This window comes from Ignisphaera sp., assembly GCA_038735125.1.
GTDB lineage: Archaea > Thermoproteota > Thermoprotei_A > Sulfolobales > Ignisphaeraceae > Ignisphaera.
The window spans coordinates 42,540-66,548 of sequence record JAVYNU010000002.1; the positions used below are offsets into that span (position 1 = coordinate 42,540).

Below are 24,009 nucleotides of genomic sequence, written 5' to 3' on the forward strand. Positions count from 1 at the left end.
TCAATTAGTTTTTGCTACCAGCTTTCTAACAGCTTCTATAACTGTCTTCAGTTTATCTATTGATATTGCATACTCTTTTTCTTCATCCCCTAGGCTTCCCCTTAGACCTCCAAAGCCGCAATCGCCTGATACAAGATCTACCCTGCCTCCAGATCTTTCATACACCTTCAAAAGTGTTGTATATGCTTCGTCCACACCTTCAACCTTTGGTTTTGATGCAGCCACTATTCCAGGTGAGATTATTTTATCATATTTGTTGAGCATGCTCTTATCTATTAGATCTATATTCGATGGCGTTGCAAAGAATTCGAGGCTTAGATACTTTATTTTGTCAACTCTTGACACAATTTCTAGTAGCTTGGGGTTCAGATGGCCACATATGTGGATACCCACTTCAGATGCTATAGCGCTCTTAGAGACTTTGCTGAGAACATCTATTATCTCCTCTTCTGTCCACCCATAAAGAATTCTTCTGCCAACTATAAATGTGAGTGCTGGTTCATCTATGAAGACTATGTTGTATCCAAGGTTGCTGAGCCTATTAGCTAAGTTACTTACAAATGCTGTGAAAAAGTCTTTGACTATATCCTTGTCTGCGAGAACAGTCGACTGCAAACCCTTCGAGATATCCTCAGATAAATAGATCCTAGAGGATAATGTAAAAGCACCTGTGACAGGTCCTCTCAGCCACTTAAATGCGAGCCCCTCATTTCTAACTATCTCGATGGTTTTTTCAGCATCTTCGATAATAACCTCTGGAGGGGGTCTTTCAAAGTTTTTCTTGCTAGAGAAATAAATTCCTCTCCTACTATATACAATCCCTAGAGACTCCAAAGGTTTGAGATAGATGTCTATAAATGATCTGAGCTGGGGATACGTAGGCACGTCAAGACCTATACTCTTCAAGTCTCTTAAAACTCTTCTAATGTTGTCTTCAGAGTATGACAGAGGGAAACTGCCAACATGGCTTGTTCTAATCATCTTCATCCCCAACCAGTATTACTAACAAGTACATTTGCCACAATTTATATACTTTGTCAATTAGACACAAAATATTGGGTGAAAAGCTTCATCTTATTATTTCAAACCCCTTATCAATTGCATGCAAAGCTATAGTCGCTACGATTATATCTGCTGTGGAACCTGGGTTTACATCCAAATCGCCGAGTTCCTTGTCGAAATCATTCAGTGATTTAATGCATGTCCCCCAGTCTTTTTGGCACATGTCTAGCAACTTTGCAGCCCTCTCCATCACCATTTTAGCCACATCAGCGCCATGTTTTCTTAATATCAAGGTATCTAACTCTCTTGACAATTGGAATAAATATGTCTCTACAACAGCTCTATTCCAATCCTTATGCCTATTGAATCTGTCTCTTAGGAAAAACATGTTTATCTGAGATCTTGGATACCCATTTACAATTTCATGTGATACCATATCCCATTTAGAGCTATGCAGCAGTATGTGCCATAGTGTATACCCACCTCTTTTTAACCTAGTCTCATAATGCTCGTCCCAGACGTTGGGAGGCTCCACAACACTATCCTCTTTCCTTATGTAACTCGGCTTTACAAATCTGATAGCATTATAAAAGTGTATTGAGTCTAGAACTGTCGAATACTGTTGAAGAAGCGTTACAGCTGTTGTGCAAACAGCTTGGATATTCACTAACCCATCACTACATAAGATATAACCACTTGCAACTGCTATTGGGAGTAAGAGGAGAGATGAACCGAGGCATGTATTACCTCCACCAGAAACATATTTGTAGTCTCTCATAATACCCTCGATAAGATCTCCAAACAATACCCTGATTCTCCTATCATTCCTACTAGCAATTCTACACCCTCTAGCCACAGCCTTTGAAATGTAGTAATACCCTATAACACCTGTTATTAGGAAGTCCTCAAACTTTGTATCGGAAAAGTCTCTTGCTCTATGAACATTTCCAGGCTTTGGATATGCAGCTACCTCAAGAAGTATTGCGGAGGCTATGAAATATGTTATGAGTCTAGCTCTACTAACATAATTGTCTGTCAAATTAATCGCCTAAAGAGAAGCCGTTAAACATAATATATATTTCTATTTAGCAATGTTAATCGTTAATTTGCAACCGAAAGCCTTGTTCTTTAGAGCAGGGTAAGGTCATGTGTTCTATACCTATGTTAAGAACTTGAAAAAAAGCTGAGATAGTTCTCATAATAGAGAAAACTATTGTACATGAGAAGCTTTTTCACGGGATTGAATAGATAGTATGTACATTGTCTTGAAGATTTTAAAGTAATAAAAGTGATATACTACACAGAATAATTGGAGCGATCAACAATTGTATTGTAATTTTATTGAACAAGTTAGGTGGACATATATTGATTAAAAATCACTGTACCAGTTGAACAACAGCTTAAAACAGTTAAAACAGTGTAAGGTGTTTTTGATGTTTAAATGAAAAGCGATTTAACTAAGAAGCTTAGTTTTGTAGATTTCGGGGATATATGCAAAAATTGTAAAGTGAATTGCTGCAGAAGATTCTACGCAGTGTTATTACCAGAAGAAGAGGAGGATTTCAAGAACTCGGCGTTTGAAATAGGAACAAGTGTTGGTAGTGTGAAGGCCATTGGTTCGAGAAATGGCCAGCCATGCCAGTTTTTAGATAGTAATGGCTTTTGCAAGATATATTGTCATAGACCATTTGATTGCAGATTGTGGCCACTAATACTATACTATGATTTTGCTACGGGTGAAAAGGTGCTGTATCTCGATTTGGAATGCCCGGCTGCTGAAAAGGGTTTAATAAGCAAGGAGTTCATTGAGAATGTTATGAATGTGCTTAAAAATGCTAAAATTGATGAGGAGTGGCTTAAGAGGTATACACTCGCTCCATGGCCCAACAGATTAAAAGAGATAGCAAGGTTTAAGTGAATTCAATATCTAGGCACTGAACCCTTCCATGCATTGAATATGGTTTGACAAATTTCTCAGCAAATGATATGAGTACGGGATCTTTTGACATAGACACAACTGTGTATAAATGATATGCAAGATCCTCGCATGAAGGATTGTTCTTCATAATCTTTAGAGCATTCCCATATTTAATGGTGGCCCAGTGCCACCTACCGCTACTCTGAAACATGTTAATGGGGCTTGGAAAACCATCGTCAAAGCCATAAATTTCAACTGTATTAGATGAAGAAACCCTAATTTGTATGCCATGGCATCTTTTGCTGTCGAGAAATTCTATAAGGTTTATATCATAGCCATTTTCATGTCTTCTAATGGATATGAGTCTTTTGTTCATGACGGCTCAGTTTATATCTTAGCTTAAAAGGTGTATTACTCTTTCGCATATTTAAGAATTTTATAAGTGTTTATGAAGTCATTTTTCAAGCCTCGCTATGAAAAAGCCCTCGCTTTCATCTATATGTGGAATTGTTCTCCTAATCTTGTCCCATATCTTATAGTTTTTATAACCTCTTGAGGCAGGTATCCTAGGATCTACAAGCCTTTGGCTTGGGCTCGTAGCCAGAACCTTTTCAATTACCTCCTCGCCCTCGTCTGGGAGTATAGAGCATACCGCATAGACTATTCTCTCTCCATGTTTCAGAGCGTTGAGAAGCATGTTGGTTTGAATAGCACTCATTTTTTGCGGGATTTTGGGGTCTCTTAGAATAATCTTTATTGCTGGATCCTTTGAAATAGCTCCACTACTACTACAAGTGGCATCGACTAGGATGGCATCAGCCTCTCTACTGAGTGATGTTTTTGTGCTGTCAGACAGAACTAGATCTACTCTCGATGTGTCTACACCATACCTCTCCAAAAGCGTTTTCATAGACTCTAGTCTTCTTCTAGACAAATCGAATGCTACTACCCTAGCCCTATTCTCTGTTAGTTGCATTATAAGAGATGTTTTTATGCCTGGGGCAGCGGCAAAGTCGTATACTAGCATATCAGGCTCTGGCTCAAGGGCTAGAACAGTCAAGACGCTGGCCTTGTCCTGTATTATTATAGAGCCGTTTTTGAATAGATCTAGCTTTCTAATGGGTTTCCTGCTCTTAACAACTCTAAGGAGAAATGGTATGTCTCTATAGGTCTCGTAGTACACATCCTCTTTTTCAAGAAGCTTCAAAGCCTTGTCTACATCTATCTTCAAGGTGTTTACCCTTATCCATAGAACCCTCTTATTCATAGCGCTAAGCATCTTGACAACCTCTTCAGTAGGCATAACACTTGCAAGTCTTTCGAAAAGCCATTTTGGGTAGGATAGAATGGCCCACGGCTCATCAAACGGAATTGCCACATCTATTCTAGGCACATCCCTTTTCACAGATTTTCTAAGCTTAGAATCTATCTTCTCACCTCTTTCAACAAGCCAAAGGTACATAAATGCCCTTGCCAGCACCCTGTGGCTTGGATTTATGATATTCCCACTATTCTCCACGATGTACAGAACCTTGTAATAGCTAGAGACAAACTCTTGGGCTAGCCTATACAGAAACTCTCTTTCTAGAAGAGCCTTGCCACATCCAAATCTTTTGCAGGTGTAGGCAAAGGCCTTTCTAGTACTAACTCTCTTTCTCATAACAGTGTAAAGCACGTTGGCCAGGATAGATACAGTAGCATCGATATTCATTTGAATCAGGGAAAATGTTTCTAAGCAACCCTAAAAATGCTATCTCTTGTGAAGAACTTTTCTAGGGTCTTTAACAAAGACTATCAGAATCCATATCAGAATCGCTATTAAAAGCATTGAGAAGCCCAGGACAGCAGCATCTGCGGAGATCTCCATGAACTCCCCACCCTCGCTGAAATAACTGTAGAGATGGTCTATGAAAACCATGATCGTCGCTCCCCAAAGGATTGCAGCCAGATATTTATAGCCATAGACATCGTTCTCGGCTTTGCTATACCAAAGCATAGTCGATATGGCTGCCGCATAAGCTAGTATCAAGAGCCACATCAAACATCACAAAAACTTATATATCTGGTGCACAATAAAAGTTTTTCGGTGCACAAAAAATGGCGTGCTTCATAGCACCAACAATACTAGCGGTTATAGTGTCTATCATAAGACGACTGTTCAAAAGTGTAAGCGAAAAAGTTAATTTAGGTCTTCTAGAAGCAATGCTATGGGGAGGAGCAGCACTACTGGCATTTGAGCATCTCTGGCACGGGGAAATAGTGCCATGGCCACCATTTCTAACAGCAATGAGCTCGCCAACAGAATGGGCAACAGCATTACATGAGATAGCGACAGCAGGGGTGGCGATGAGCATTGCCGTTACAGCCACGTGGGGCGCGATAGTATTGGTCCAAAGACATTTGATGAAAGCTCCCAGAGTTCAGAGCATTGCTATTGAGAAACAGATAGTAAAGACTGCTCAGTGAAAAGCTAGCTAAAACATTGTTTTTTAAATAATCAGTTATGATGTGTTTTTCGAGATTATGAACTAGATATTGGTTTCCAAATTTGTTCGCGGCATACACTTAGTTAATGCTCCTGACATTTGCTTGGCACACCCTCTAATCCAACCAGCTTTACCCCTGCTATAAGAGATGCTTCTAGCGTCAACGCTCTTAGATCCTCTTTCTCCAACCCCTTAGGCGAGGTTTTTCCAGCTAGCTGTGAGAACATGCACAACTCTTTTATCATTGAATGCAAGAGATTCTCTACAGCTTTTGCAGCCCTCTCTACATCTAGTCTTTTCCTGAGAGCAGGGTTCTGAGTTGCTATCCCATAGGGGCACCTACCCGTGTTGCAGAGTCCACACATTGTGCATCCCATGGCAACTAGAACAGGAGTTCCAACGGCAACAGCATCCGCCCCTAGTGCTATGAGCTTTGCTATGTCAGCACCATTTCTAATGCCGCCAGATACAACCAGCGATACCTCGTCTCTTAGCCCCAGTTCTCTCAAAGCCCTGTCAGCCTCTACAACAGCTGCAATAACTGGGTATCCAACATGGTCTGTGACTAGATTTGGTGAAGCGCCTGTCCCAGCCGGTTTAGCATCGACAACAATGATATCTGCACCAGCCTTAGCCGCTATTTTCACATCGTCTCTTACTCTCCCAGCAGCAATTTTGACAATTATTGGGATTTTCCAGTCGGTGGCCTCTCTCAGCTCATCTATCTTCATCTTCAGATCTTCGGGTCCAACAATGTCCAGATGCCTGGCTGGGCTTATAGCATCTGCTCCAACTGGTATACCCCTTAGCTGCGCTATCTCTTCTGTTACCTTCTCCCCCATCAAAAGGCCTCCTTGTCCAGGCTTGGCTCCCTGCCCTATCTTAATTTCTATGGCATCGGCATTGAGTAGATAGTCTATTGTTACACCGAACCTTCCGCTAGCATATTGTGCAATAAGTATTTTTGCCTCAGCCCTCTCCTCTGGCAGCATACCACCTTCACCAGTGTTAACAGCGATCCCAACTCTTGAAGTTGCCCTAGCAATGGCTATTTTAGCCTCTTTACTTAGTGAGCCATAGCTCATAGCACCTATAATTATAGGTGCTTTGAGTCTCAAGGGCCTTTCAGCAAATCTAAAGCCTAAAACCACTTCAGTGTCACAAGGCTCTCTATAGCTATCGATGGGAGGTCTCGATAGTTGTGCAGGAAGGATCAGCAGTTCGTCAAGTGATGGCAAGTTAAAGTTTCTTGCACCAGTGCCCCTGACTAGAGGTATTCCAGTAACAGAGGTCTGGATGGTGTAATTAATTGATTCTGTATCCCAAAAGCCAACACGTCTTAGATCTGGCAAGGGAATTACATGGATAGCTTTATTGGGGCATGCTCTAACACATGCATAGCAACCAACACATTTGTTTATATTGCGTGGCACAACCTTGTATTCACTATCCTTCTGCACAGCATAGAAAACACCTTGTGGGCATGCCTTAACACATTCTCTACAGCCGTTACAAATATCATACAGAATTTCAACCTTATACTTCGGGATTAGAGGTTCTGGCACCCCCAAATATTGTTGGTGCCCATATACAGGTCTTCTGCTTTGTGGAACAATTTTGAAATAGCTGCTCTTACCCTTGATTCCATAGCTGCTCAACACATTGTTTATCTGCTCCTTCTCCTCTTCTGAAGCTTCTTTAACAATTGCATTTTTTCCAAGACTTTCATACCCACCGCCAACATAGATTTCGCCACCAATCATAAGCTCTCCTACATATTCTCCAACATTACCCAATACAATGATTTTACCGCCGAACATGTACATACCAGTCATAATATCTGTTTTTCCATTGACAATAACAGTTCCTTTCTTCATTAACGCACCTACACGGGCACCGGCATCGCCATTAACAACTATTGTCCCGCCAAGAATGTATTGACCGGTACCATTACCAGCATCTCCCATTATCACCAGCTCTCCACTAGACATATTCTCCCCTGCGAACCAACCAGCATTGCCTTCTACATATACCCTAGGCCCATGCATTAAAGCTGCTACGTAGAATCCAACAGACCCTCTAACATATATGTTGATAGATCCTTTTAATCCCACAGCAAGGTAGTGTATACCATTAGGATCGCTAATCTCTACATCTTCTACACCCTCACTAACAATTTGCCTTAGAGCTCTGTTAACATCTCGTGGACTTAGATTCTTAGCTGATAGCATTATCATCTTTTTAGCCTCCATACAACAACTTCACCTGAGTTCAACTGTTTTTTACGAAACTTTGCATTATATTTAGATTCGAGAACTTGTAGAGCTCTTTCCTCACTTGCAGCAACATGAATAGTGTCAGAAATGCCAATAACAAGTGGTCTTAGACCAAGTCTATCACATGCTACACCAATCTCGTCGGGAGTAGCGATAATGAATGCAAAAGGACCTTCCAACACATTTATAGCATCTTTGAGTGCTGCCTCTAGTGATAGTCCCTTAGACATTTTGTATGCAACATAGTGAACTATTAGCTCAGAATCATTGTCTGTTAGAAATTCTACGCCCTTCATCTCAAGTAGCGACCTAAGCTTCCAATAGTTGGTTATTTGCCCATTGTGAACAACGGTTATATCGGGATTCTCAAGGTCTTGAAATGGATGTGCATGAAATATATCAACACCGCTTTCTGTTGAGAATCTCACATGCCCAATGCCATGAGATCCTTGGAAACCAGAAATATTGAAAATACCATTGAATTCCCTCACAGTTGTGGTGTATTTGTATATAAGAGCTCTTCTACCAATACTCACAACCTTTGCTACACCAGTAGACTCCACAGCATCATACAAATGCTTTATAGAGCCCTTATAGACTATCTCTATAGAATCGTAGCTATAGCCTTCCTTCAAATAGAGTCCCATAGTAATATTTCTGATGTCTCCATGAACAGAGGCAATAGCTGTTGAAACCTTGCTTAAAGCGCCTACAACATCTTTTGTTAGAACATGTAGCTTAATGGCATCCCTCTCTACGTACCCTGCATTATATACAGCTACACCCACAGAGTCTTTTCCGCGGTGCTGAAGAGCCTCCAAGGAATCTATAAGATAAGCTCCAACGGGGCCAAAACCATCTGTGGACATCACGCCTACTATACCACACATAGGTATTGCTACCTTAGTTTTTCTGCTAAATTATAATCAACTAAGTATATCTTAATTGTTTAATAAATTTAAGTATGTATAAGCAAGTATAAAATAATGTTTAGTAGTTTATATAGTTGTATATTTCTGCTGGCGATGGATATGACTGTATCTTCCTAGCCTCCTCCCTCTTCAACTCTATATAAGTCTCTATCAACTCGCTTGGATAGATAGGCTTTAGCCACTCGTTATCTGTTTCCAGCTCATCTAATGCCTCGTCCAACGACCCTGGAAGCTCTTTTATCCCAAGCTCTTTTCTTCTCTGTGGACTCATCTTATACACGTTCTCATCTATTGGGTCGCCGGGGTCTATCTTCTTCTTGACTCCATCTAGACCTGCCAGCACTATTGCCGATAGGGCTAGGTATGGATTTGCTGTTGGGTCTGGCGGTCTATATTCTATTCTCTTAGAGTGGCTATTGAGTTTGTGGTATGCAGGAACTCTTATGGCAGCACTTCTATTTGCCTTGCTCCAGACTAGGTAGACTGGAGCTTCATAGCCCGGTATAAGCCTCTTGTAGCTATTAACGGTGGGGCTTACAAGTGCTGATAAAGCTCTTCCATGTTCTATCAAGCCTCCTATGAAGTATCTCGCATATTGGCTTATCCCTGCATATTCATCGCTTGGATCATAAAATAGGTTCTCCCCATTTCTCCAAATGCTTACATGAACGTGCATGCCAGATCCATTATCTCCGTAGAGAGGCTTTGGCATGAATGTTGCTATATACCCTTTCTTACTGGCAATAGATCTAATAACATATTTCACAGTTTGAACAACATCTGCAGTGTTTGTTACCTCACCACCTCTGAAGTTTATTTCATGTTGTGAAGCTCCAGCAACCTCGTGGTGAAATACCTCGACATTTATGCCAAAGAACTTCTTGAGTGTTTCACCAATCTCGATTTTCAGCTCCTCAAACTTATCATTTGGATAGGTAACGTAGTAGCCTTCCTTCAGTATATTGAATGGCTGTGAAGAGGTCCAGTACCCCTCAGAACTCATGATCTCGACAAACTGTCTCCAAGTGTCTATAGAGACTGTGACCTTGTCAAATATGAAGAACTCTAGCTCTGGTGATACAAAAGCCCTTAAGCCATTGTCGCGAAGCAGGCTATCGAGACCTTCAGCAACGTGTCTGGGATCCTTGGGGAATCTGGCGCCACCTCTATATACAGCACATATCATTCTACCGACTCCGTTGAGCCATGGAATAACAGCAAAAGTCTCTTTAATCGGCTTAAGATTTAGATCGCTTTCTTCAATACCTGTAAACCCCTTCACACTACTGCCATCAAGCTTTCCCAGCCCATTTTCAAAAGCTTCTGGAGTGAGCAACTCCCTAGACACGGTAACCTGGCGGAATATGCCTACAACATCGGTGAATTGGAGGTTGACCCACTTTATCCCAAGCTTATCTAGTTTTTCTGAGATGTCTTCACCCATTTTATTTCTCACCCATTTTTATTTCGTAGCAAAACTGCTTATACACGTAAAAATATATTCTTACTGGTAATAGCCAATAAAAATCTGTTAAAATGTCCATTCAACTATTTCATTATGTCTGTGTGAACAGGTCATGTGCATGTTATTCACATAACGTGAACAAGTGTTCACAAAATTTGCTATAGCCTATGCATGGCAATGCTTGGGAGGCAGGCAATGAGATTTGGGTACGCATTCATATATACTCAATATAATATTAGGGTATAGCTAAGCAGAAAAGCCTGAATCAAAATTGATCAACATTTACAACGCTATTTTGTTGAGTTGCCTAGAGCGCGTTTGAGCTTATAATCCTAGACTTTTACTATACGCTTTGAGTTTTTAAGGCGTTGTAGGTGCTATAATGGAGAGTGGCTGGACTCCATTCAAGGAGTTTGACACTGTAGTCATAGTCAATTTTGGTGGTCAGTATGCTCACTTGATTGCTAGAAGGGTTAGGGAGCTCAATGTTTATAGCGAGATTGTCAATTACACTGATTTCAGTGTTGATGTTGTTGAGAGGATTAGGCCCAAGGCAATCATATTGTCTGGCGGGCCTAGCAGTATTATAGCATCTCCCAATCCTCCAGTAATAGGTGGCTGGGTACTTGATGTTGGTGTGCCTGTTCTAGGTATTTGCTATGGACATCAGCTTCTAGCCCACTTGATTGGTGGTAGGGTTGAGAGAGGTGTTGGCGAGTATGGGAAAACAGAGATAGAGATTGTAGCACACAATGATATTTTTGCTGGTTGGGGCAAGAGAGAGTTTGTGTGGATGTCCCACAGCGACTATGTGGCTGAGGTTCCTAGGGACAAAGCCATTGCCTTGGCAAGATCTGTTGAAACAGGCTATATAGCAGCGTTTAAGCTTATCGATAGACCTGTATATGGTGTTCAGTTCCATCCAGAGGTTTACCACACTCCAAAGGGTAGGAAACTCATTGAAAATTTTGTTATGAGAATAGCTAAGGCTAGGCAAAACTGGAATCCGGGAAACATAATCGATCGGATTGTAGATGAAATTAAATCTGCTGTGGGAAGGGATGAGAAGGTCTTATGCGCAGTTAGTGGCGGTGTTGACTCAACTGTAACAGCTCTTCTACTGAAAAGAGCCATTGGAGATAGGCTAGTAGCTGTTTTTGTTAACCACGGTCTTCTTAGAGAGGATGAGGATAGAGAGGTTTTGAATATGCTTAGAGGCCTTGGTATTAACCCGATATACATCGATGCCTCGCAGAGGTTCTTGAAGGCACTCAAAGGTGTTAAAGATTGTGAGGAGAAGAGGAGGATCATAGGAGAACTATTTGCAGAAATATTCAAGGAGATCGCCGAAAGCGACAAAGATATAAAGTGGCTTGCCCAGGGAACAACATACCCAGATGTCATAGAAAGTGGTGGTGCAGTTGGCGCAGATAAGATCAAGAGCCATCACAATGTCGCTGGACTGCCAAAATGGCTAAATCTAAGGATTTTAGAGCCTATAAGACATCTATACAAAGATGAGGTGAGGAAACTGGCTATAGCGCTTGGAGTGCCAAGAGAATGGGCATATAGACACCCGTTTCCAGGCCCTGGACTAGCCGTTAGGATAATTGGTGAGGTAACAGAAGAGAAGCTGGCGATAGTCAGAAGGGCTTCTAAAATAGTTGAGGAAGAGCTGAAGAAGGAGGGGCTGTACGAGAGGGTTTGGCAAGCATTTGCAGTTGTTGGAGAGGATAGATGGGTTGGTGTAAAAGGAGATAGAAGAGAATTGGGATACATAGTTACTGTGAGGATTGTTGAAAGCGAAGATGCCATGACAGCTGATTGGAGCAAAATACCACTCGAAACTCTTGAAAGGATATCGAATAGAATAGCGCGGGAAATACCCAGTGTAACGATGGTTACATATGCAATATCATCGAAACCCCCCTCAACAATAGAGCCATGCTAAAACAGTAGAGCTAAGGAGTGCATAAGACTTTTTGCTAGGTTAGACATTCTGCAGCGGTAAAAGATCTGCGAGAGTGGCTATGCTATACGAGATTTACAATGGTATCTACGGCGTCGATGATCTTCCCATAGCCTATCTCTCTACCGGTAGCTTGAAATCTCTTGTTGTTGCCGATATCCATCTCGGTTTTGAGGAGTATATGGCTACGAAGGGGGTTTACATTCCTAGAATGCAGTTAAACAAGGCTATAGATATCATTGAAAAGGCTCTGAACACAGTAAATGTGGATACACTCATTATTGTTGGGGATATAAAGCATTTGTTCGACAAGCTTGGTAGAAGAGAGACTAGGGATCTCCATGAGTTTATCCTCTACGTCAAGAAGAGATTCAATAGAGTTGTTCTGGTGAGGGGAAACCACGACAACTTCATATACTCTCTGTCGCAGAGATATGGGATAGAGTTTTATGAGACTATGGAGTTTGGAAACATACTTTTTGTTCATGGACATAAGAAATTGGAGTTGGAGGACAACACAAAGCTAATTATAATGGGCCATGAACATCCAAGCATAGCGTTAAAAGATCCTGTCACAGAATCTGTTACAAAGCTTCCATGTTTTCTGAGGATACCATTTCAGAACGGGTCAACGGCTATTGTGCTACCTGCAGCAGGAGCTTATCAAACGGGTACATCTGTTTCAACATCGCCTGAAAGTTACTTGTCTCCAATTATAAAGAGATTTGGTGTTTTACGAGATGCAAAGCCTTTTGCAATAGTCGAGAATGAAGGTTTGTTCGAGCTTCCAACGCTATCTGCCGTAGAAGATCTTTTAGCAATGTTTTAATTCATTGGCATAATTTAAAAAGAGCTTATAAACCCTGTTAAGGGTATATAAGTTTGAGTTAAAAAACTTGAATTGAGAGTGAGATTATTTCATCTCTAGATTCCTATTATAAACAATTTTATGAGAAATATCTCCTAGATCTAAACAACCCATTCATAAATGTTAAGGTTGAGAATATAGTTGCCACAGTATCAATAGGTCAGAACATAGATCTAGACTACCTTGACAAGGTACTGCCAAATGTTGAGTACGATCCGGAGCAGTTTCCAGGGCTTGTACTGAGAATGGACAATCCAAAGGTTACAGCACTTGTCTTCAGATCTGGGAGAATGGTTGTTACAGGTGCTAAGAGCACTCCAATGCTTATAAGAGCTGTGAAGAAGATAATTAAAATGCTTCTAAAATACTATGTTACAATATCGTCCAAGCCGAGGATACAGATACAAAACATTGTAGCATCTGCAAACATTGGTTCAGAGGTTATGCTAGAGAAGGTTGCTTTCCTATTGGAGAACACAATGTATGAACCAGAGCAGTTCCCAGGCCTCATATACAGAATGAGCGATCCTCATGTCGTTCTACTTATATTCAGTAGTGGGAAGATGGTTATAACAGGTGCGAAAAGCGAGGATGAAGTATTTCTAGCAGTTAGAAATGTCTTTATTAAGCTCAGAGATCTTGGGTGCTTGAGGGAAACCAAGAAAGAAGAAGAAATTTTGTCGGAGGAGCTAGAATCAATTGAAAGTGGAAGAAGCAAGAAGAAATTAACGCTAAGAGACTTGGAGATCTAGCCTCTTTTTCCATATCTGCTCCAAATACCCACAGCATCAATATCCATACCACTAACTTTTTCGCTAACCAAATCAATTCTGGTGGCAGCTGGTATTGGCACCCACTCCCCAAGCAATATGGCCTCTCCAATGTTGAGACCTGGTAGCTCCTCCATAACATCCTGCATAACGGGCTCACAATACTTGGCTATATATGCCTGGTCCTCTGGATGAACTATTCGAAGAATTGCTAGATTTCCTAACTGGCTAAGGATGGTTGGGTCTAATCCCCTGGGTCTCTGAGACACTATAACAAGCCCCAAACCAAATTTTCTACCCTCTCTAGCCACAAGCGATGCACTATACTTTGTAGCTGTTTCTTCATCTGCAGGTATGAAAACATGGGCCTCTTCTATAACCGCTATAAGTGGTGTTGGAAATCCTCTTGAACCATTGCTCCACACACTAGCCTTCCTAGCCTCCAAGAGTCTTGATAGCCAATGCGCTATCACAGCATCGGCGTGGTTTAGATGCAACTCACTTAAATCAACAACATTTATAGAGCCTACAACTATCCTGTCCATGACATCACCTGAATCCTCTTTGAGAATTCTCTTCAAAAAGTTTTCATAGACAGTTAGAGAGTCTAGAACCTTTTGGGCAGAGATACCGTATCTTGCAACCCTCCCCTGAACGCATCTCTTCATGACATTGAAAAACTCCTTAGCTGATTCTAGATCAATTGAATCCAAACACTCTTTGAGCACCATTCTCTGTCTAGTTGCATTCCTCGGTATGTTCAAAAGTCTTGCAAGCTCATCTAGGGTTAGCCTCAAAGGGTCTAGAACAGGCTTTATCAAAGTGGTGTTTCTAAGCGATGTGTATTCCCCGTGGTAATCGAATATAACTATGGTTCCCCCCAATTCCTCAACCCTCTTAGCAATCAATGCAACGAGGTTGCTCTTTCCCATTCCAGTCATCGCAAGCACACCTAAATGCCTAGAGACAATTTTGTTGATATTCACCCTAACCTCTGTCTCTGGCTCTCTCAGAAGCGCGCCAATCCTCACATAGCCATGTCTCCTTGGGCTAAACACAGTCTCTAAAACAGTTTTTGGGGCTTTGTACACCTCTGTCCCTGGTGGGGGCGGTATAGCAGGTATGTGGAGCTTGTGGCCATTGTCTTCCATAGAGCCTAGAATCTTAATCACGCCCCTATGGTAGAAAAGCCTCTCGCCAACTCTCACACTCTTAACAAGTCTCTCAACATCTCGAGGATCAATTAGATCCCTTGATATAATAGTGCTGCCAGTTATAGAGTTTGCAACAAATGCTAGCACCCTATACCCATGATACTCCATATACAAGTATTCGCCCATTGCAAGAGGTCTAAAAGCTAGGATCTCTGCTCTATAGGGCTTAGACTCTCCAACCACATAGCCAACAACCTCGCCATCCCCAGTAGTATCCCCCAACTCTACAAGTTTTTGTAAAGCCATTACCCGATCACCTACAGAGGCTCTCTGTCATATGGATCAGAGGAAATGCCTAGTACAGTAGCTATTCTCTCAACATCTCCAATACTGACACGAGCTATTTGGTCTGCCCTCATAAGTGGGTAGGGGTAGCCAGAGACTATGTATTGCGATAGAACATCTATTAAATGTTTAATTCTAGGCTCTACTGGTTCACCAGCTTCCCCAACAAACTCTATTCTGTATATTCTCGAAAATGGCTCGAATCTAGCATAAGACATGTAGATGGTGGCATCAATACCTGTAACTCTCTTTACACTCTGTCTAAAAGTTTTTGCTGCTACTGCAATGCCTATATGTCTAGAGTTGGTCAGATCCACAGGTTTTGTGTATCCAGGCATGCCATCGGTATATCTCTCAAAATAGTATATATCCCCTTTGACTAGGCCGAGAACATCTTTAGCTGTAGAGTTCTTTGAAATGAAGAATACTTTGCTTGGATATAGAGAAAGTGTTATTAGCAAGTTATTCAAAACATCTTTGATGTTAAATCCCTTTGCTTCAACAAGCTCGTTACCCCCATCAAATAGAGCCTTTCTAATCTTGGAGAAAACAGCTATTAGACTACCATCAATCAAAGCAATGTCAGTATTTTGAATGAGTTGGTATACAAAATCTATTTCTCTTATTGATGAGAGTAGAGAAAGATCATACTCTATATTGCTACTGGATATAACATCTATATCGACTACCCCATTGCTTATCTCCTCGCTACTACCATCTATAGAAACCCATACAGTGTTCTGGATATAGAGTGCATATCCTCGGAACTCCCTATAGTTGTATCCGCTATCAATTGCCGTTATCTTATGTCTCTTTTGGTAAGAGTTTCGATAGCCCTTATAGAAAACCCACATAGACTTGACATTTCTAGCAACATCAAAACTTATTACCTCATCAACCTTACTTCTGATAGCACCAAAATATGTTAGTGCAAAGTCGAGGGCATTTGAAAGCACATTTATCAGCCATGGTAATACTTGTGAACTACTACAGTATTATTTAATTGAGTGGAAGATTATAAAGGAGAGAGATAACCGAAAATGAATGAGGATGCTAAAAGTGAAGATAGTTGAATGTGGCATAGAATGTTTAGACACGGTCAAAGCTATCCTTGTTAAAAATATGGGGTGGTATCAAGCCTACTTTGCTGCAGCATGTTTAGAGCTAGGAAGGTGTAGGGCGTTGGTAGCCTTGGTTAATAATGTTGAGGTAGGGTCGCTATTATTCTATGAGGCTAAGCTTAGCCCAAGCAACTTAGTTGTTATCTACTATGTGGCTGTTGAGGAAATGTATAGAGGAAGAGGTATAGGCAAAGCCCTTGTATCCTCAGCTGAGTACATTTCTGATGGTAGCATGTATATAGCTACTACACATAGAGATAATGTGGCATCGAGAAAGATGTTCAAGGATCTTGACTATAGCGAGATACCTTTTGAGCATCTCAAAGAAAGCACCATAGACTTTTTAGAAAGGCTTGCATGCTCATATGAAGACGACATTGTCTTGTATAAAGGGCATCTAGAGCTAGATTACCTAGCATCACTATCTCTAAATAGGGTTGTTGCTAAGCAGTTGTGGAAAGAGCTTTGCTTCAATCCTTGGAAAAGAATCAGGCATAAGCACTAAATACCCCCAAACAGAAATCGAAAATTATCCTATTTTGAGAAGCTTCTCTACGGTCTCTAGAAACTTTTCTTTGTGTAAATCAATTATGTACTCTCCTCTTAAAGCATACTCCAGAACATCTCTATGCATCTCAAATATCTTCTCAGCGCAAACCAGATCCTTGCTACATGACTGTGGATCCACATAGAAAAAGTTCTCTATCCAAGTTAATGAGAATATTAGCAACCTATAGTCTAGCTCATCATCTGATTCTAGACACAAGACCCTATACCTCGAACATATCTCCTTAGCTATATTCACAAGCTCTTGCTTCTCATTTTCCACCGCTTGCACCAAGTTTATTGTTTGTACTCCTAAAGTAGCTATTATCTAAGGCTATATATAAGTTTTTGAACCTATTTGAAAGGCTAAACTTCAAATGTATTTGCAATGTTTTGAATAAATTTAATAAGACTGGAAATAGACTCTCTTAATAATTCTCTCCAGGCAGTATTGGAGTTGAGGTATATTTCTACATGTTTTGCTGCCTCAGCAGGAATATCATCTCCATATATACTAAGTTTTTTGATGATCTCATAATCAACCGGTATGTAGATTATTGGCTCTATCGGTGCCATCCAGACACCCTTTTCCTTTGCCTTCAGTAGTGCTTCTATAACTTCTCTATCACTTGCATTGTCTTTAAGATCCATTAAGGCAGCATAGTGATGGTCTATGTAGTGCATTACGAAAACTGCTTTCAGAATCCCATCCTGTCTGCATGTGTATAAGCCATATTCCGATGAATCTGGCAGTACTGTATGTGCTTCTTCATCTACAGTGCATCCGATATTCCTCAAATATTCTAGGAACTTTAAACCATTTTTAGCGTCTACAAAGGATATTAGCATAGACACCACGAAATTGTTTAACAAGTTTTCAGAGGTTAAAATCTATGTCTGTAAAAATGGTTGATGTAAGCGAAAAACCAGAGGTTTTTAGAGAAGCTGTTGCAAGAGGGTGTATAAAGCTTAGGAGAGAAACTGTTGAGAGGATTGGGAATAGAGAGGTTGAGAAAGGCGATGTTATAGTAGCATCATCTCTCGTGGCAATATCATCCGCCAAGCTAGCGCATATGATATTGCCTTTTTGCCACCCCATAAAGATAGACTATGTGGAGCCCAGGATTTGGCTAGAGGATGAAAGGCTTTGTATAGAGGTTTTGGTTAAAACTCGTGAGAGAACAGGTGTGGAGATGGAGGCTCTAACAGCTGTTTCAATAGCTCTTCTGAATGTATGGGATATGGTTAAGAAGTATGAAAAGGATGAGAAGGGCCAATATCCATACACAGAAATTGAGAGTATTAGAGTTGTTGAAAAAGTGAAAAAGAGTTGATTTTCACTTCTTTGGCTTGTAGAAGGGGTGCGCAACAGTATCTTTCTTCGCAAGTATTTCATCTATCTTTGGCTCTCCCTCCATGGCTCTCTTAATAGCTAGCTTCGTAGCTTCGTAATTGAATTTAAACACCTTGTCAGGGTCTTTAGCAGCTGGATGAACAAACACCCCACAGATTATCACAACATCTTCAACAATATCCTTTGGTATAATGCCCTCGGCAACGGCATCAGCAACAGCTTTTGCAACAGCATACTGAGCTGCACCAAAAACCAGCTCTGCCTGCTTCAAATTCTTTATAGTCACCTTGGGGACTATCAGTGTAACAGGCTTGACAAGAAGATTTGGTGTTAGAACAGCAAACAGCTTTGTGTGTCCATATGTCTGGTGGGCTAGACCAAATGCAAAGCCTATGCCTGCAGGTCCATCTTTATCCCCTATAATCAAGTCTATGTGGGCAATCTCAGGCTCTTCGCCAACAAGAGCCTCCCCAAATCTAATACCTATTTTTGCCATACAACTCACACCCTCTATAAAAGTTTATTCAAAAACCTATATAAAAATCTTTGTACAACATGGACTTTACTTTATTGAGCTACGATTTTTTTATCGGGTAGATGAAATCCCCTGTATCACCAACATATAGTCTATATTTAGTAGGGCCATCACCGTATCTAAGCAATTCGACGGATCCTCTGGCCAAGACGATGTCGCCTTTCTTAGCTATTTCGTTGAATCTCCCCCTAAGACTATAGACCTCTTCAACGTTGGTAATAGTGCCTTCTATGAACTCCTCTACCTCTACCTTATATCTACATGGAGTGAATATTGAATCTGAATCATCTTCTATTCTAAGCTTTAGAGTTGCTACACCGATTTTTGTACATGTGTAGGAACTGTACATATCGTCTTTCTCAGGCTCTTTCACCAATCTAATAAAGTATTTTCTTCCTCTGAATAAGCCTTCCAAAACCCTCTTAGACTCTATCTCAGCGAATTTCTCAAATGGTATAGGGGTCTCGGACACCCTCTCCCTATACAGCTCTCGCAAAGCATCACCAGAGTACTTCGCAAAGCCAAGGCTCTTATCGTTAACAACATCTTGTAGAAATCTATACATTTTGATGGAGTCGCGCCAGCCATAGACAACAATGTCGATGTCTGAGTCGCGAGTGTGCAGATCCGCTAGAATAGATCCTGAGATACCAATGTTCCTAACGCCGCCAACTTCATTGGCGAGCAGTATAAACTCTCTAACACTTCTAATAACATCGTCTTCGACTGCTCTATATGATAATATTTCTTCGGCTTTTTCAAGAGGATTCAAAACTGTTTCTATGTCGCTTAGGGGGACTGTGGGGACTGGCCGGCAGAAGAAACTATCGTGGGCTATGTAACGGGGGTAGCTATTGAGTAGATACATCGTCTCATTGTCTACACCAGGGATTTTCGCATATCTAAGCCCGGATGGGTGTATCCTATCCCCATCGCTTCTAGGTATATACTTGGGAAAGGCCACAACCTTGTTTGGCGGATGGGAAACCCCCTTGACATAGAATATGGACTTGTCTCTCAGAAGCAGGTAAAAGCCTTCAACAAGTCCGAACACCGTTAAACACCCTTTTCAGCTATCTAGCATCTGGGCTTATTAATAATTGGTATCGATAAGTCGCTGGGATATGGCTATGAGCCCCGAGGAGATCTTGTCCACTATTCCAGCCCCTGTGAAAGGGTCTTTCAAGCCGTCATGGGATTCACTAAGCATGTATAAGGTTCCAAAGTGGTTCACAGACTCGAGATTCGGCATATTCATTCACTGGGGAGCATATTCTGTACCTGCCTTTGGTAACGGGTGGTACCCTAGAAACATGTACGACCCTTCACAACCAGAGTACGAGTATCATCTAAAGAACTTTGGCCCCCACAGAGATTTTGGATACAAAGACTTTATACCCATGTTCACAGCCGTAGCAAAATTTATATGACTGCATATAAAAGCATGCTCTTCGTAACTTAGCTTATGTCTCTATTTGATTATTTTTAATCACTTTCCTCTATCACCACCACCTTAACCTTCTTTCCGTGTAGCTTTGATAGCTTCTCTTGGTATTCTTTTGGTGGGTATATCAGGTATTTCCTCATGGTCTTTACAATCTTTGCCTCAAACACGTATATCGAGACCATAACTCTCACTGCATAAACTATAGAGTGTAAAAGTTTATAAGCTTGTACTCTAAATGCCTAGACTGGCGAAGCCCGATGAAGGCGTCTATCCACCTAATCGGTAGGTGGATGCCTGAGGGTACATACTACAAAGCCTTTAAGGCAGAGGCAGAGGTTGTCGAAGGGAATGCTAGCGACTTGCTACGGGATTTAACAATATATAGGTATGCGTTGCAGAAAGTCGTAGACGCTCTATGGGATTTAGATGAGCTTCCGAAGAAGAGTCAGCTACACCAATTGTTCTACCCAGTGCTCAGAGAATATGGCTTTAGAGCACATGTAGCTAGAAACATATACTAATATGCTTTAGCTTTAGTCAAAGTCGCTAAAAGTAGCAATGGCAACAAGCCGAGTATTAGAAGATTGTCTGCTAGGCTAGACCACCAAGACGCAAAAGTCGAATTAGACAAAGGAGTTGTCAGAGTTGTCCTGAGAGACAAGCGGTATACACTAAGGCTAAGACACAGGAAAGAGTATATTGAGAGATTCAAAAATTTGAAGTGGAAGGAGGTTCACATAAGATACGAGAACAAGAAAATCTTTGTCAGCATAGTCTTCGAGGTTAAGTATAATCCATATGTTCCAAAAGGCTTCACAGCAGTAGATTTGAACCTGAGAACTATTACAACATTCGATGGCTCTGAGGCTAGGAGATATAGAACAAGATTTGTTGAAGCATTGAGCAAGAGGGCTAGAGCTGAAGAGATATTCTAAGAGGTGGAGATACAACGAGAGGATTCTAAACAGGGTTAAGGCTCTACACAGAAGGGCTAGGAACATCATCAATGATTTCTGCTGGAAGCTTGCAAAAGATATTGTTGTAAAAGCACATAAACGAAGACATGCAGTCGTCTTAGAGGATTTAGAGCACTTGAAAGAATCTGTTAATGGCAAAAGCAGTAGTGTTAGGTGGAAGCTAGCACTATTTGCTTATAGAAGACTTCATCACGCAGTTATGTCAAAAGCAATTGAGTACAACATTCCAATAATTGTAGTAGACCCTAGGAACACGTCATCGACTTGTCCAAGGTGTGGTTCTAGGCTAGTCTATGTACATAGACTAGCTATTTGCAAGACATGTGGATTCAAAAGAGACAGAGATTTTGTTGGAGCCACGAATATCTACTTACGGGGGATGTGGGGAAGCCTTGGGTCTTCCCCGAATGGGGGTGGAATGAAGGGTGAAATCCAACAGACCACCCCAAACAGAGATGAGCCGATGACCATTTATATAAAAACATATACAAACATATAAAGAGGTGAACCCGAGAACTGGGACCCAGATGAATGGGCTAGGATATTCGAGAGAGCAGGCGCAAAATTCGTTGTTCTTGTTGCAGAGCACCACGACGGCTTCGCATTGTGGGACTCTAGCTACACTAGGTGGTGTGCCTCTAAAGTTGGCCCGAAGAGGGATATAGTTAAAGAGCTTAAGATAGCTGTCGAGGATAGGGGGCTAATATTTGGCGTGTCTTATCATAGAGCAGAGCACTGGTGGTTCTTCAACACAGGCATGAAGATAGATTCAGATGTTAGAGACCCAAAATATTTCGATCTCTATGGACCTGCCATGCCTGCTTCCCTAGATCCAAGAGCACCACCGTCAAAAGATAATGTTCCGCCAGACCACAGCTTCTTAATGGATTGGTTGCTAAGAATTGTTGAGGTTGTTGAGAGGTACAGGCCCTGGATAGTGTACTTCGATTGGTGGATAGCAAACCCGGCCTTCGAGCCATATCTAAAGGCTTTTGCAGCTTACTACTACAACAGATGCTATGGCTGGGGCGTAGAGCCTATCATAGTCTATAAGCACGGTGCCTTCCCTAAGGATGTGGCAGTTCCAGATCTAGCTGAAAGAGGGACTGTGGCAACAATACAGGATTATCCATGGCTGGCCGACACTTCTGTCGACTACAGGTCGTGGGGATACATAAAAAACGCTGAGTATAAAGCGCCAGAGTTTATAATTCAGCATATGGTGGATGTTGTTAGCAAGAATGGTGTTTTCCTATTGAACATAGGTCCAAAGCCCGATGGTACAATACCAGAAGAGCAGAAGAGGATACTTATAAACATTGGTGAGTGGCTGAAACTCTATGGAGAGTCCATTTATGGCTCAAAACCGTGGATAGTGTTTGGCGAGGGGCCTACAAAAGTTGAGGAAGGTTTCTTCACTGAGAGGAAACTCGCCTTCACTGGAGAGGATGTTAGATATACAGCAAAGTATGCATATCCGTTCAAAGAAATTGTCTATGTCACAATACTAGGCGAGCCAAAGCAAGAGATAACGCTAAAAGCATTGAGAGATGTGCACAAAGATATAGTCAGTATCGATATACCCAACACCCAAGAAAAGGTCTCTTGGAGTCTAACAGAAAACGGCTTGAAAATCACTTTGCCAGACACAAAGAAGTTGAAGAAGCCTATAACACTTAGAATCATAGTCAAGTCAAAGGATGTGCCATAGAAACGTTAATTGTTTCCACAAGAAAATTTTTATAAAGCTGCATATGTGTAGACCGATAGAAAGACGCGATGACGCAGATAATAGGGAGAACAAAGACAAGGTTCTACATATACATTGATGACCTTCCCCTCGTAGGCCACATAGCATTTGGTATTATTGATAGAGGGACAAACGTTTTGCAGATTAGACCAACAACCATATGCCCCTACAACTGCATATTCTGCAGCGTCGACGCAGGGCCCTTCTCCAGGCACAGACAATCAGAGTATGTTGTGGACTGGAGACACTTGGTCAAGTGGGCAAAGCATGTGAGGGATGCTAAGGGTGGCGACGTGCTAGAGGCTCTCATAGATGGTGTGGGGGAGCCTCCAACGCATCCAAATATAGTTGACATTGTTAGAGAGCTTAAGAAGATCTTTCCAAGAGTTGCTATGGAAAGTAGGGGGCAGACACTATCCAAAGCATTGATAGAAATGTTCGACGAGGCTGGCTTAGACAGACTGAATATCAGTATTGATACGCTCGACGAGGAGAAGGGCAAGATCATCCAGGGGGTTCCATGGTACAGCGTTAAAAGCGTTATGGAGATTGTCGAGTATATTGTTAGAAATACCAAGATAGATGTTCATCTAACCCCTGTGTGGATACCAGGTCTAAACGACGACGATATAAAGAAGATCATTGAGTGGGGCCTCAGAACAGGAGTTGGGAAAAGGTTTCCACCATTTGGGATACAGAAGTATGAGATTCATAGATATGGAAGAAAAATACAAAACATTAAAGAGGTTTCTTGGAACACATTCAAAAGATTTTTAGAAAGTCTAGAGAAGGAGTATGGAATTACGCTATACTACAAAAAACTTGATTTTGGTATCAGATATGGTAAGAGGTATCCGATAAAGTATAGGAGAGGTGATATTATAGATGCTATCATCGCTATCCCAGGGTGGCTCAAAAACGAGGTTATAGCTATTGACAAAGATTATGATGTTGTAATCACAGTGGTAGGTGTTTCATGGTCAGACAAGTTGCCGTATAAGAGGATAAAGGTAGAGATTATATCTAGTGATGATGGAATATACATTGCAAAGCCTTTGAACAGCTCTTTACCCAGCTAACTTCTTTTTAGCATT

At 41.4% G+C, this 24,009-nt stretch carries 27 protein-coding genes and 2 pseudogenes; 14 read left to right on the plus strand and 15 right to left on the minus strand.

What is annotated here, in order from left to right; translation table 11 throughout:
- Positions 1 to 981 carry a methionine synthase gene (locus tag QW284_03480; protein ID MEM0338728.1) on the minus strand — a complete coding sequence of 327 codons (981 nt, stop codon included), beginning with the start codon at positions 979 to 981 and terminating at the stop codon, positions 1 to 3.
- Positions 982 to 1,069: 88 nt separating this feature from the next.
- The gene (locus QW284_03485; GenBank protein ID MEM0338729.1) at positions 1,070 to 2,041 is read right to left on the minus strand and encodes a triphosphoribosyl-dephospho-CoA synthase; all 972 of its coding nucleotides are present in this window, start codon (positions 2,039 to 2,041) and stop codon (positions 1,070 to 1,072) included.
- A gap of 402 nt (positions 2,042 to 2,443) precedes the next feature.
- Here QW284_03485 and QW284_03490 point away from each other — a divergent pair, with 402 nt between their 5' ends.
- The gene (locus QW284_03490; GenBank protein MEM0338730.1) at positions 2,444 to 2,920 is read left to right on the plus strand and encodes a YkgJ family cysteine cluster protein; all 477 of its coding nucleotides are present in this window, start codon (positions 2,444 to 2,446) and stop codon (positions 2,918 to 2,920) included.
- Here the strand turns inward: QW284_03490 and QW284_03495 are convergent.
- The 3 genes from QW284_03495 to QW284_03505 all read right to left on the minus strand — a co-directional run bounded on the left by QW284_03495 (position 2,913) and on the right by QW284_03505 (position 4,958).
- Positions 2,913 to 3,296: a hypothetical protein gene (locus QW284_03495; protein MEM0338731.1), complete on the minus strand. Its 384-nt coding sequence runs from the start codon at positions 3,294 to 3,296 to the stop codon at positions 2,913 to 2,915. The two genes, QW284_03490 and QW284_03495, sit on opposite strands and share 8 nt — an antisense overlap.
- 78 nt (positions 3,297 to 3,374) lie before the next feature.
- Positions 3,375 to 4,580: an RsmB/NOP family class I SAM-dependent RNA methyltransferase gene (locus QW284_03500; protein ID MEM0338732.1), complete on the minus strand. Its 1,206-nt coding sequence runs from the start codon at positions 4,578 to 4,580 to the stop codon at positions 3,375 to 3,377.
- Between the two features lie 90 nt (positions 4,581 to 4,670).
- Entirely contained in the window at positions 4,671 to 4,958 is a 288-nt protein-coding gene (locus tag QW284_03505; protein ID MEM0338733.1) for a hypothetical protein, read from the minus strand.
- A 59-nt stretch (positions 4,959 to 5,017) separates the two neighbouring features.
- On the opposite strand from QW284_03505, the gene QW284_03510 reads away from it, so the two are divergent.
- Positions 5,018 to 5,386, plus strand: a complete 369-nt coding sequence (locus tag QW284_03510; GenBank protein MEM0338734.1) for a hypothetical protein — start codon at positions 5,018 to 5,020, stop codon at positions 5,384 to 5,386.
- A gap of 103 nt (positions 5,387 to 5,489) precedes the next feature.
- Here QW284_03510 and QW284_03515 read toward each other — a convergent pair whose 3' ends face one another.
- From QW284_03515 to glnA, 3 genes are all read right to left on the minus strand, one after another.
- On the minus strand, positions 5,490 to 7,658 hold the full coding sequence (locus QW284_03515) for a glutamate synthase-related protein (protein ID MEM0338735.1): 2,169 nt from the start codon (positions 7,656 to 7,658) through the stop codon (positions 5,490 to 5,492).
- Complete coding sequence (locus QW284_03520; GenBank protein ID MEM0338736.1) at positions 7,640 to 8,572, minus strand: hypothetical protein; 933 nt, start codon at positions 8,570 to 8,572, stop codon at positions 7,640 to 7,642. The genes QW284_03515 and QW284_03520 overlap by 19 nt, the downstream gene beginning before the upstream one ends.
- A 100-nt stretch (positions 8,573 to 8,672) precedes the next feature.
- Positions 8,673 to 10,058 (minus strand): type I glutamate--ammonia ligase, encoded by a 1,386-nt coding sequence (gene glnA / locus QW284_03525; GenBank protein ID MEM0338737.1) that lies wholly within the window; start codon positions 10,056 to 10,058, stop codon positions 8,673 to 8,675.
- A gap of 403 nt (positions 10,059 to 10,461) precedes the next feature.
- Between glnA and guaA the strand changes: the two genes are divergently transcribed.
- From guaA to QW284_03540, 3 genes are all read left to right on the plus strand, one after another.
- Positions 10,462 to 12,030: a glutamine-hydrolyzing GMP synthase gene (gene guaA / locus QW284_03530; GenBank protein MEM0338738.1), complete on the plus strand. Its 1,569-nt coding sequence runs from the start codon at positions 10,462 to 10,464 to the stop codon at positions 12,028 to 12,030.
- Positions 12,031 to 12,109: 79 nt separating this feature from the next.
- The gene (locus tag QW284_03535; protein MEM0338739.1) at positions 12,110 to 12,877 is read left to right on the plus strand and encodes a metallophosphoesterase; all 768 of its coding nucleotides are present in this window, start codon (positions 12,110 to 12,112) and stop codon (positions 12,875 to 12,877) included.
- A 155-nt stretch (positions 12,878 to 13,032) separates the two neighbouring features.
- Entirely contained in the window at positions 13,033 to 13,668 is a 636-nt protein-coding gene (locus QW284_03540; GenBank protein ID MEM0338740.1) for a TATA-box-binding protein, read from the plus strand.
- On the opposite strand, the gene QW284_03545 is transcribed toward QW284_03540, so the two are convergent.
- Together QW284_03545 and QW284_03550 are read right to left on the minus strand one after the other, a co-directional pair.
- Positions 13,665 to 15,146 carry an ATP-binding protein gene (locus QW284_03545; protein MEM0338741.1) on the minus strand — a complete coding sequence of 494 codons (1,482 nt, stop codon included), beginning with the start codon at positions 15,144 to 15,146 and terminating at the stop codon, positions 13,665 to 13,667. The genes QW284_03540 and QW284_03545 overlap by 4 nt on opposite strands.
- An 11-nt stretch (positions 15,147 to 15,157) precedes the next feature.
- Positions 15,158 to 16,141 (minus strand): DNA double-strand break repair nuclease NurA, encoded by a 984-nt coding sequence (locus tag QW284_03550; GenBank protein MEM0338742.1) that lies wholly within the window; start codon positions 16,139 to 16,141, stop codon positions 15,158 to 15,160.
- Between the two features lie 103 nt (positions 16,142 to 16,244).
- Between QW284_03550 and QW284_03555 the strand changes: the two genes are divergently transcribed.
- The gene (locus tag QW284_03555; GenBank protein ID MEM0338743.1) at positions 16,245 to 16,811 is read left to right on the plus strand and encodes a GNAT family N-acetyltransferase; all 567 of its coding nucleotides are present in this window, start codon (positions 16,245 to 16,247) and stop codon (positions 16,809 to 16,811) included.
- Positions 16,812 to 16,835: 24 nt separating this feature from the next.
- Here the strand turns inward: QW284_03555 and QW284_03560 are convergent, their stop codons facing one another.
- Together QW284_03560 and QW284_03565 are read right to left on the minus strand one after the other, a co-directional pair.
- Complete coding sequence (locus tag QW284_03560) at positions 16,836 to 17,135, minus strand: hypothetical protein (protein MEM0338744.1); 300 nt, start codon at positions 17,133 to 17,135, stop codon at positions 16,836 to 16,838.
- An 83-nt stretch (positions 17,136 to 17,218) separates the two neighbouring features.
- On the minus strand, positions 17,219 to 17,701 hold the full coding sequence (locus tag QW284_03565) for a hypothetical protein (GenBank protein ID MEM0338745.1): 483 nt from the start codon (positions 17,699 to 17,701) through the stop codon (positions 17,219 to 17,221).
- A 38-nt stretch (positions 17,702 to 17,739) separates the two neighbouring features.
- Here QW284_03565 and moaC point away from each other — a divergent pair.
- Positions 17,740 to 18,186 (plus strand): annotated as a pseudogene (gene moaC, locus QW284_03570) (cyclic pyranopterin monophosphate synthase MoaC).
- A gap of 3 nt (positions 18,187 to 18,189) precedes the next feature.
- Here the strand turns inward: moaC and fae are convergent.
- Together fae and QW284_03580 are read right to left on the minus strand one after the other, a co-directional pair.
- Positions 18,190 to 18,702 carry a formaldehyde-activating enzyme gene (gene fae / locus QW284_03575; protein ID MEM0338746.1) on the minus strand — a complete coding sequence of 171 codons (513 nt, stop codon included), beginning with the start codon at positions 18,700 to 18,702 and terminating at the stop codon, positions 18,190 to 18,192.
- Positions 18,703 to 18,781: 79 nt separating this feature from the next.
- Complete coding sequence (locus QW284_03580) at positions 18,782 to 19,795, minus strand: hypothetical protein (GenBank protein ID MEM0338747.1); 1,014 nt, start codon at positions 19,793 to 19,795, stop codon at positions 18,782 to 18,784.
- A gap of 46 nt (positions 19,796 to 19,841) precedes the next feature.
- Between QW284_03580 and QW284_03585 the strand changes: the two genes are divergently transcribed.
- A complete protein-coding gene (locus tag QW284_03585; GenBank protein MEM0338748.1) occupies positions 19,842 to 20,171 on the plus strand; it encodes an alpha-L-fucosidase in 330 nt (109 codons plus the stop codon).
- Positions 20,172 to 20,226: 55 nt separating this feature from the next.
- Here the strand turns inward: QW284_03585 and QW284_03590 are convergent, their stop codons facing one another.
- Entirely contained in the window at positions 20,227 to 20,370 is a 144-nt protein-coding gene (locus QW284_03590) for a hypothetical protein (GenBank protein MEM0338749.1), read from the minus strand.
- 75 nt (positions 20,371 to 20,445) lie between these two features.
- Here QW284_03590 and QW284_03595 point away from each other — a divergent pair, with 75 nt between their 5' ends.
- From QW284_03595 to QW284_03620, 6 genes and pseudogenes are all read left to right on the plus strand, one after another.
- The gene (locus tag QW284_03595) at positions 20,446 to 20,709 is read left to right on the plus strand and encodes a hypothetical protein (GenBank protein ID MEM0338750.1); all 264 of its coding nucleotides are present in this window, start codon (positions 20,446 to 20,448) and stop codon (positions 20,707 to 20,709) included.
- Between the two features lie 63 nt (positions 20,710 to 20,772).
- Complete coding sequence (locus QW284_03600; protein MEM0338751.1) at positions 20,773 to 21,123, plus strand: hypothetical protein; 351 nt, start codon at positions 20,773 to 20,775, stop codon at positions 21,121 to 21,123.
- 64 nt (positions 21,124 to 21,187) lie between these two features.
- A complete protein-coding gene (locus QW284_03605) occupies positions 21,188 to 21,664 on the plus strand; it encodes a transposase (protein ID MEM0338752.1) in 477 nt (158 codons plus the stop codon).
- A 21-nt stretch (positions 21,665 to 21,685) separates the two neighbouring features.
- Positions 21,686 to 22,501, plus strand: a pseudogene (locus tag QW284_03610) (alpha-L-fucosidase).
- 39 nt (positions 22,502 to 22,540) lie between these two features.
- Positions 22,541 to 22,876, plus strand: a complete 336-nt coding sequence (locus QW284_03615; GenBank protein ID MEM0338753.1) for an alpha-L-fucosidase C-terminal domain-containing protein — start codon at positions 22,541 to 22,543, stop codon at positions 22,874 to 22,876.
- 68 nt (positions 22,877 to 22,944) lie between these two features.
- A complete protein-coding gene (locus QW284_03620; GenBank protein ID MEM0338754.1) occupies positions 22,945 to 23,994 on the plus strand; it encodes a radical SAM protein in 1,050 nt (349 codons plus the stop codon).
- Positions 23,995 to 24,009 lie beyond the last annotated feature (15 nt).

Coding starts and splice junctions, on each gene's coding strand:
- QW284_03480 (MEM0338728.1), bottom strand. CDS start 981: ATGATTAGAACAAGCCATGTTGGCAGTTTCCCTCTGTCATACTCTGAA.
- QW284_03490 (MEM0338730.1), top strand. CDS start 2,444: ATGAAAAGCGATTTAACTAAGAAGCTTAGTTTTGTAGATTTCGGGGAT.
- QW284_03495 (MEM0338731.1), bottom strand. CDS start 3,296: ATGAACAAAAGACTCATATCCATTAGAAGACATGAAAATGGCTATGAT.
- QW284_03500 (MEM0338732.1), bottom strand. CDS start 4,580: ATGAGAAAGAGAGTTAGTACTAGAAAGGCCTTTGCCTACACCTGCAAA.
- QW284_03505 (MEM0338733.1), bottom strand. CDS start 4,958: ATGTGGCTCTTGATACTAGCTTATGCGGCAGCCATATCGACTATGCTT.
- QW284_03510 (MEM0338734.1), top strand. CDS start 5,018: ATGGCGTGCTTCATAGCACCAACAATACTAGCGGTTATAGTGTCTATC.
- QW284_03515 (MEM0338735.1), bottom strand. CDS start 7,658: ATGGAGGCTAAAAAGATGATAATGCTATCAGCTAAGAATCTAAGTCCA.
- QW284_03520 (MEM0338736.1), bottom strand. CDS start 8,572: ATGTGTGGTATAGTAGGCGTGATGTCCACAGATGGTTTTGGCCCCGTT.
- glnA (MEM0338737.1), bottom strand. CDS start 10,058: ATGGGTGAAGACATCTCAGAAAAACTAGATAAGCTTGGGATAAAGTGG.
- guaA (MEM0338738.1), top strand. CDS start 10,462: ATGGAGAGTGGCTGGACTCCATTCAAGGAGTTTGACACTGTAGTCATA.
- QW284_03535 (MEM0338739.1), top strand. CDS start 12,110: ATGCTATACGAGATTTACAATGGTATCTACGGCGTCGATGATCTTCCC.
- QW284_03545 (MEM0338741.1), bottom strand. CDS start 15,146: ATGGCTTTACAAAAACTTGTAGAGTTGGGGGATACTACTGGGGATGGC.
- QW284_03565 (MEM0338745.1), bottom strand. CDS start 17,701: ATGCTAATATCCTTTGTAGACGCTAAAAATGGTTTAAAGTTCCTAGAA.
- fae (MEM0338746.1), bottom strand. CDS start 18,702: ATGGCAAAAATAGGTATTAGATTTGGGGAGGCTCTTGTTGGCGAAGAG.
- QW284_03590 (MEM0338749.1), bottom strand. CDS start 20,370: ATGGTCTCGATATACGTGTTTGAGGCAAAGATTGTAAAGACCATGAGG.
- QW284_03595 (MEM0338750.1), top strand. CDS start 20,446: ATGAAGGCGTCTATCCACCTAATCGGTAGGTGGATGCCTGAGGGTACA.
- QW284_03620 (MEM0338754.1), top strand. CDS start 22,945: ATGACGCAGATAATAGGGAGAACAAAGACAAGGTTCTACATATACATT.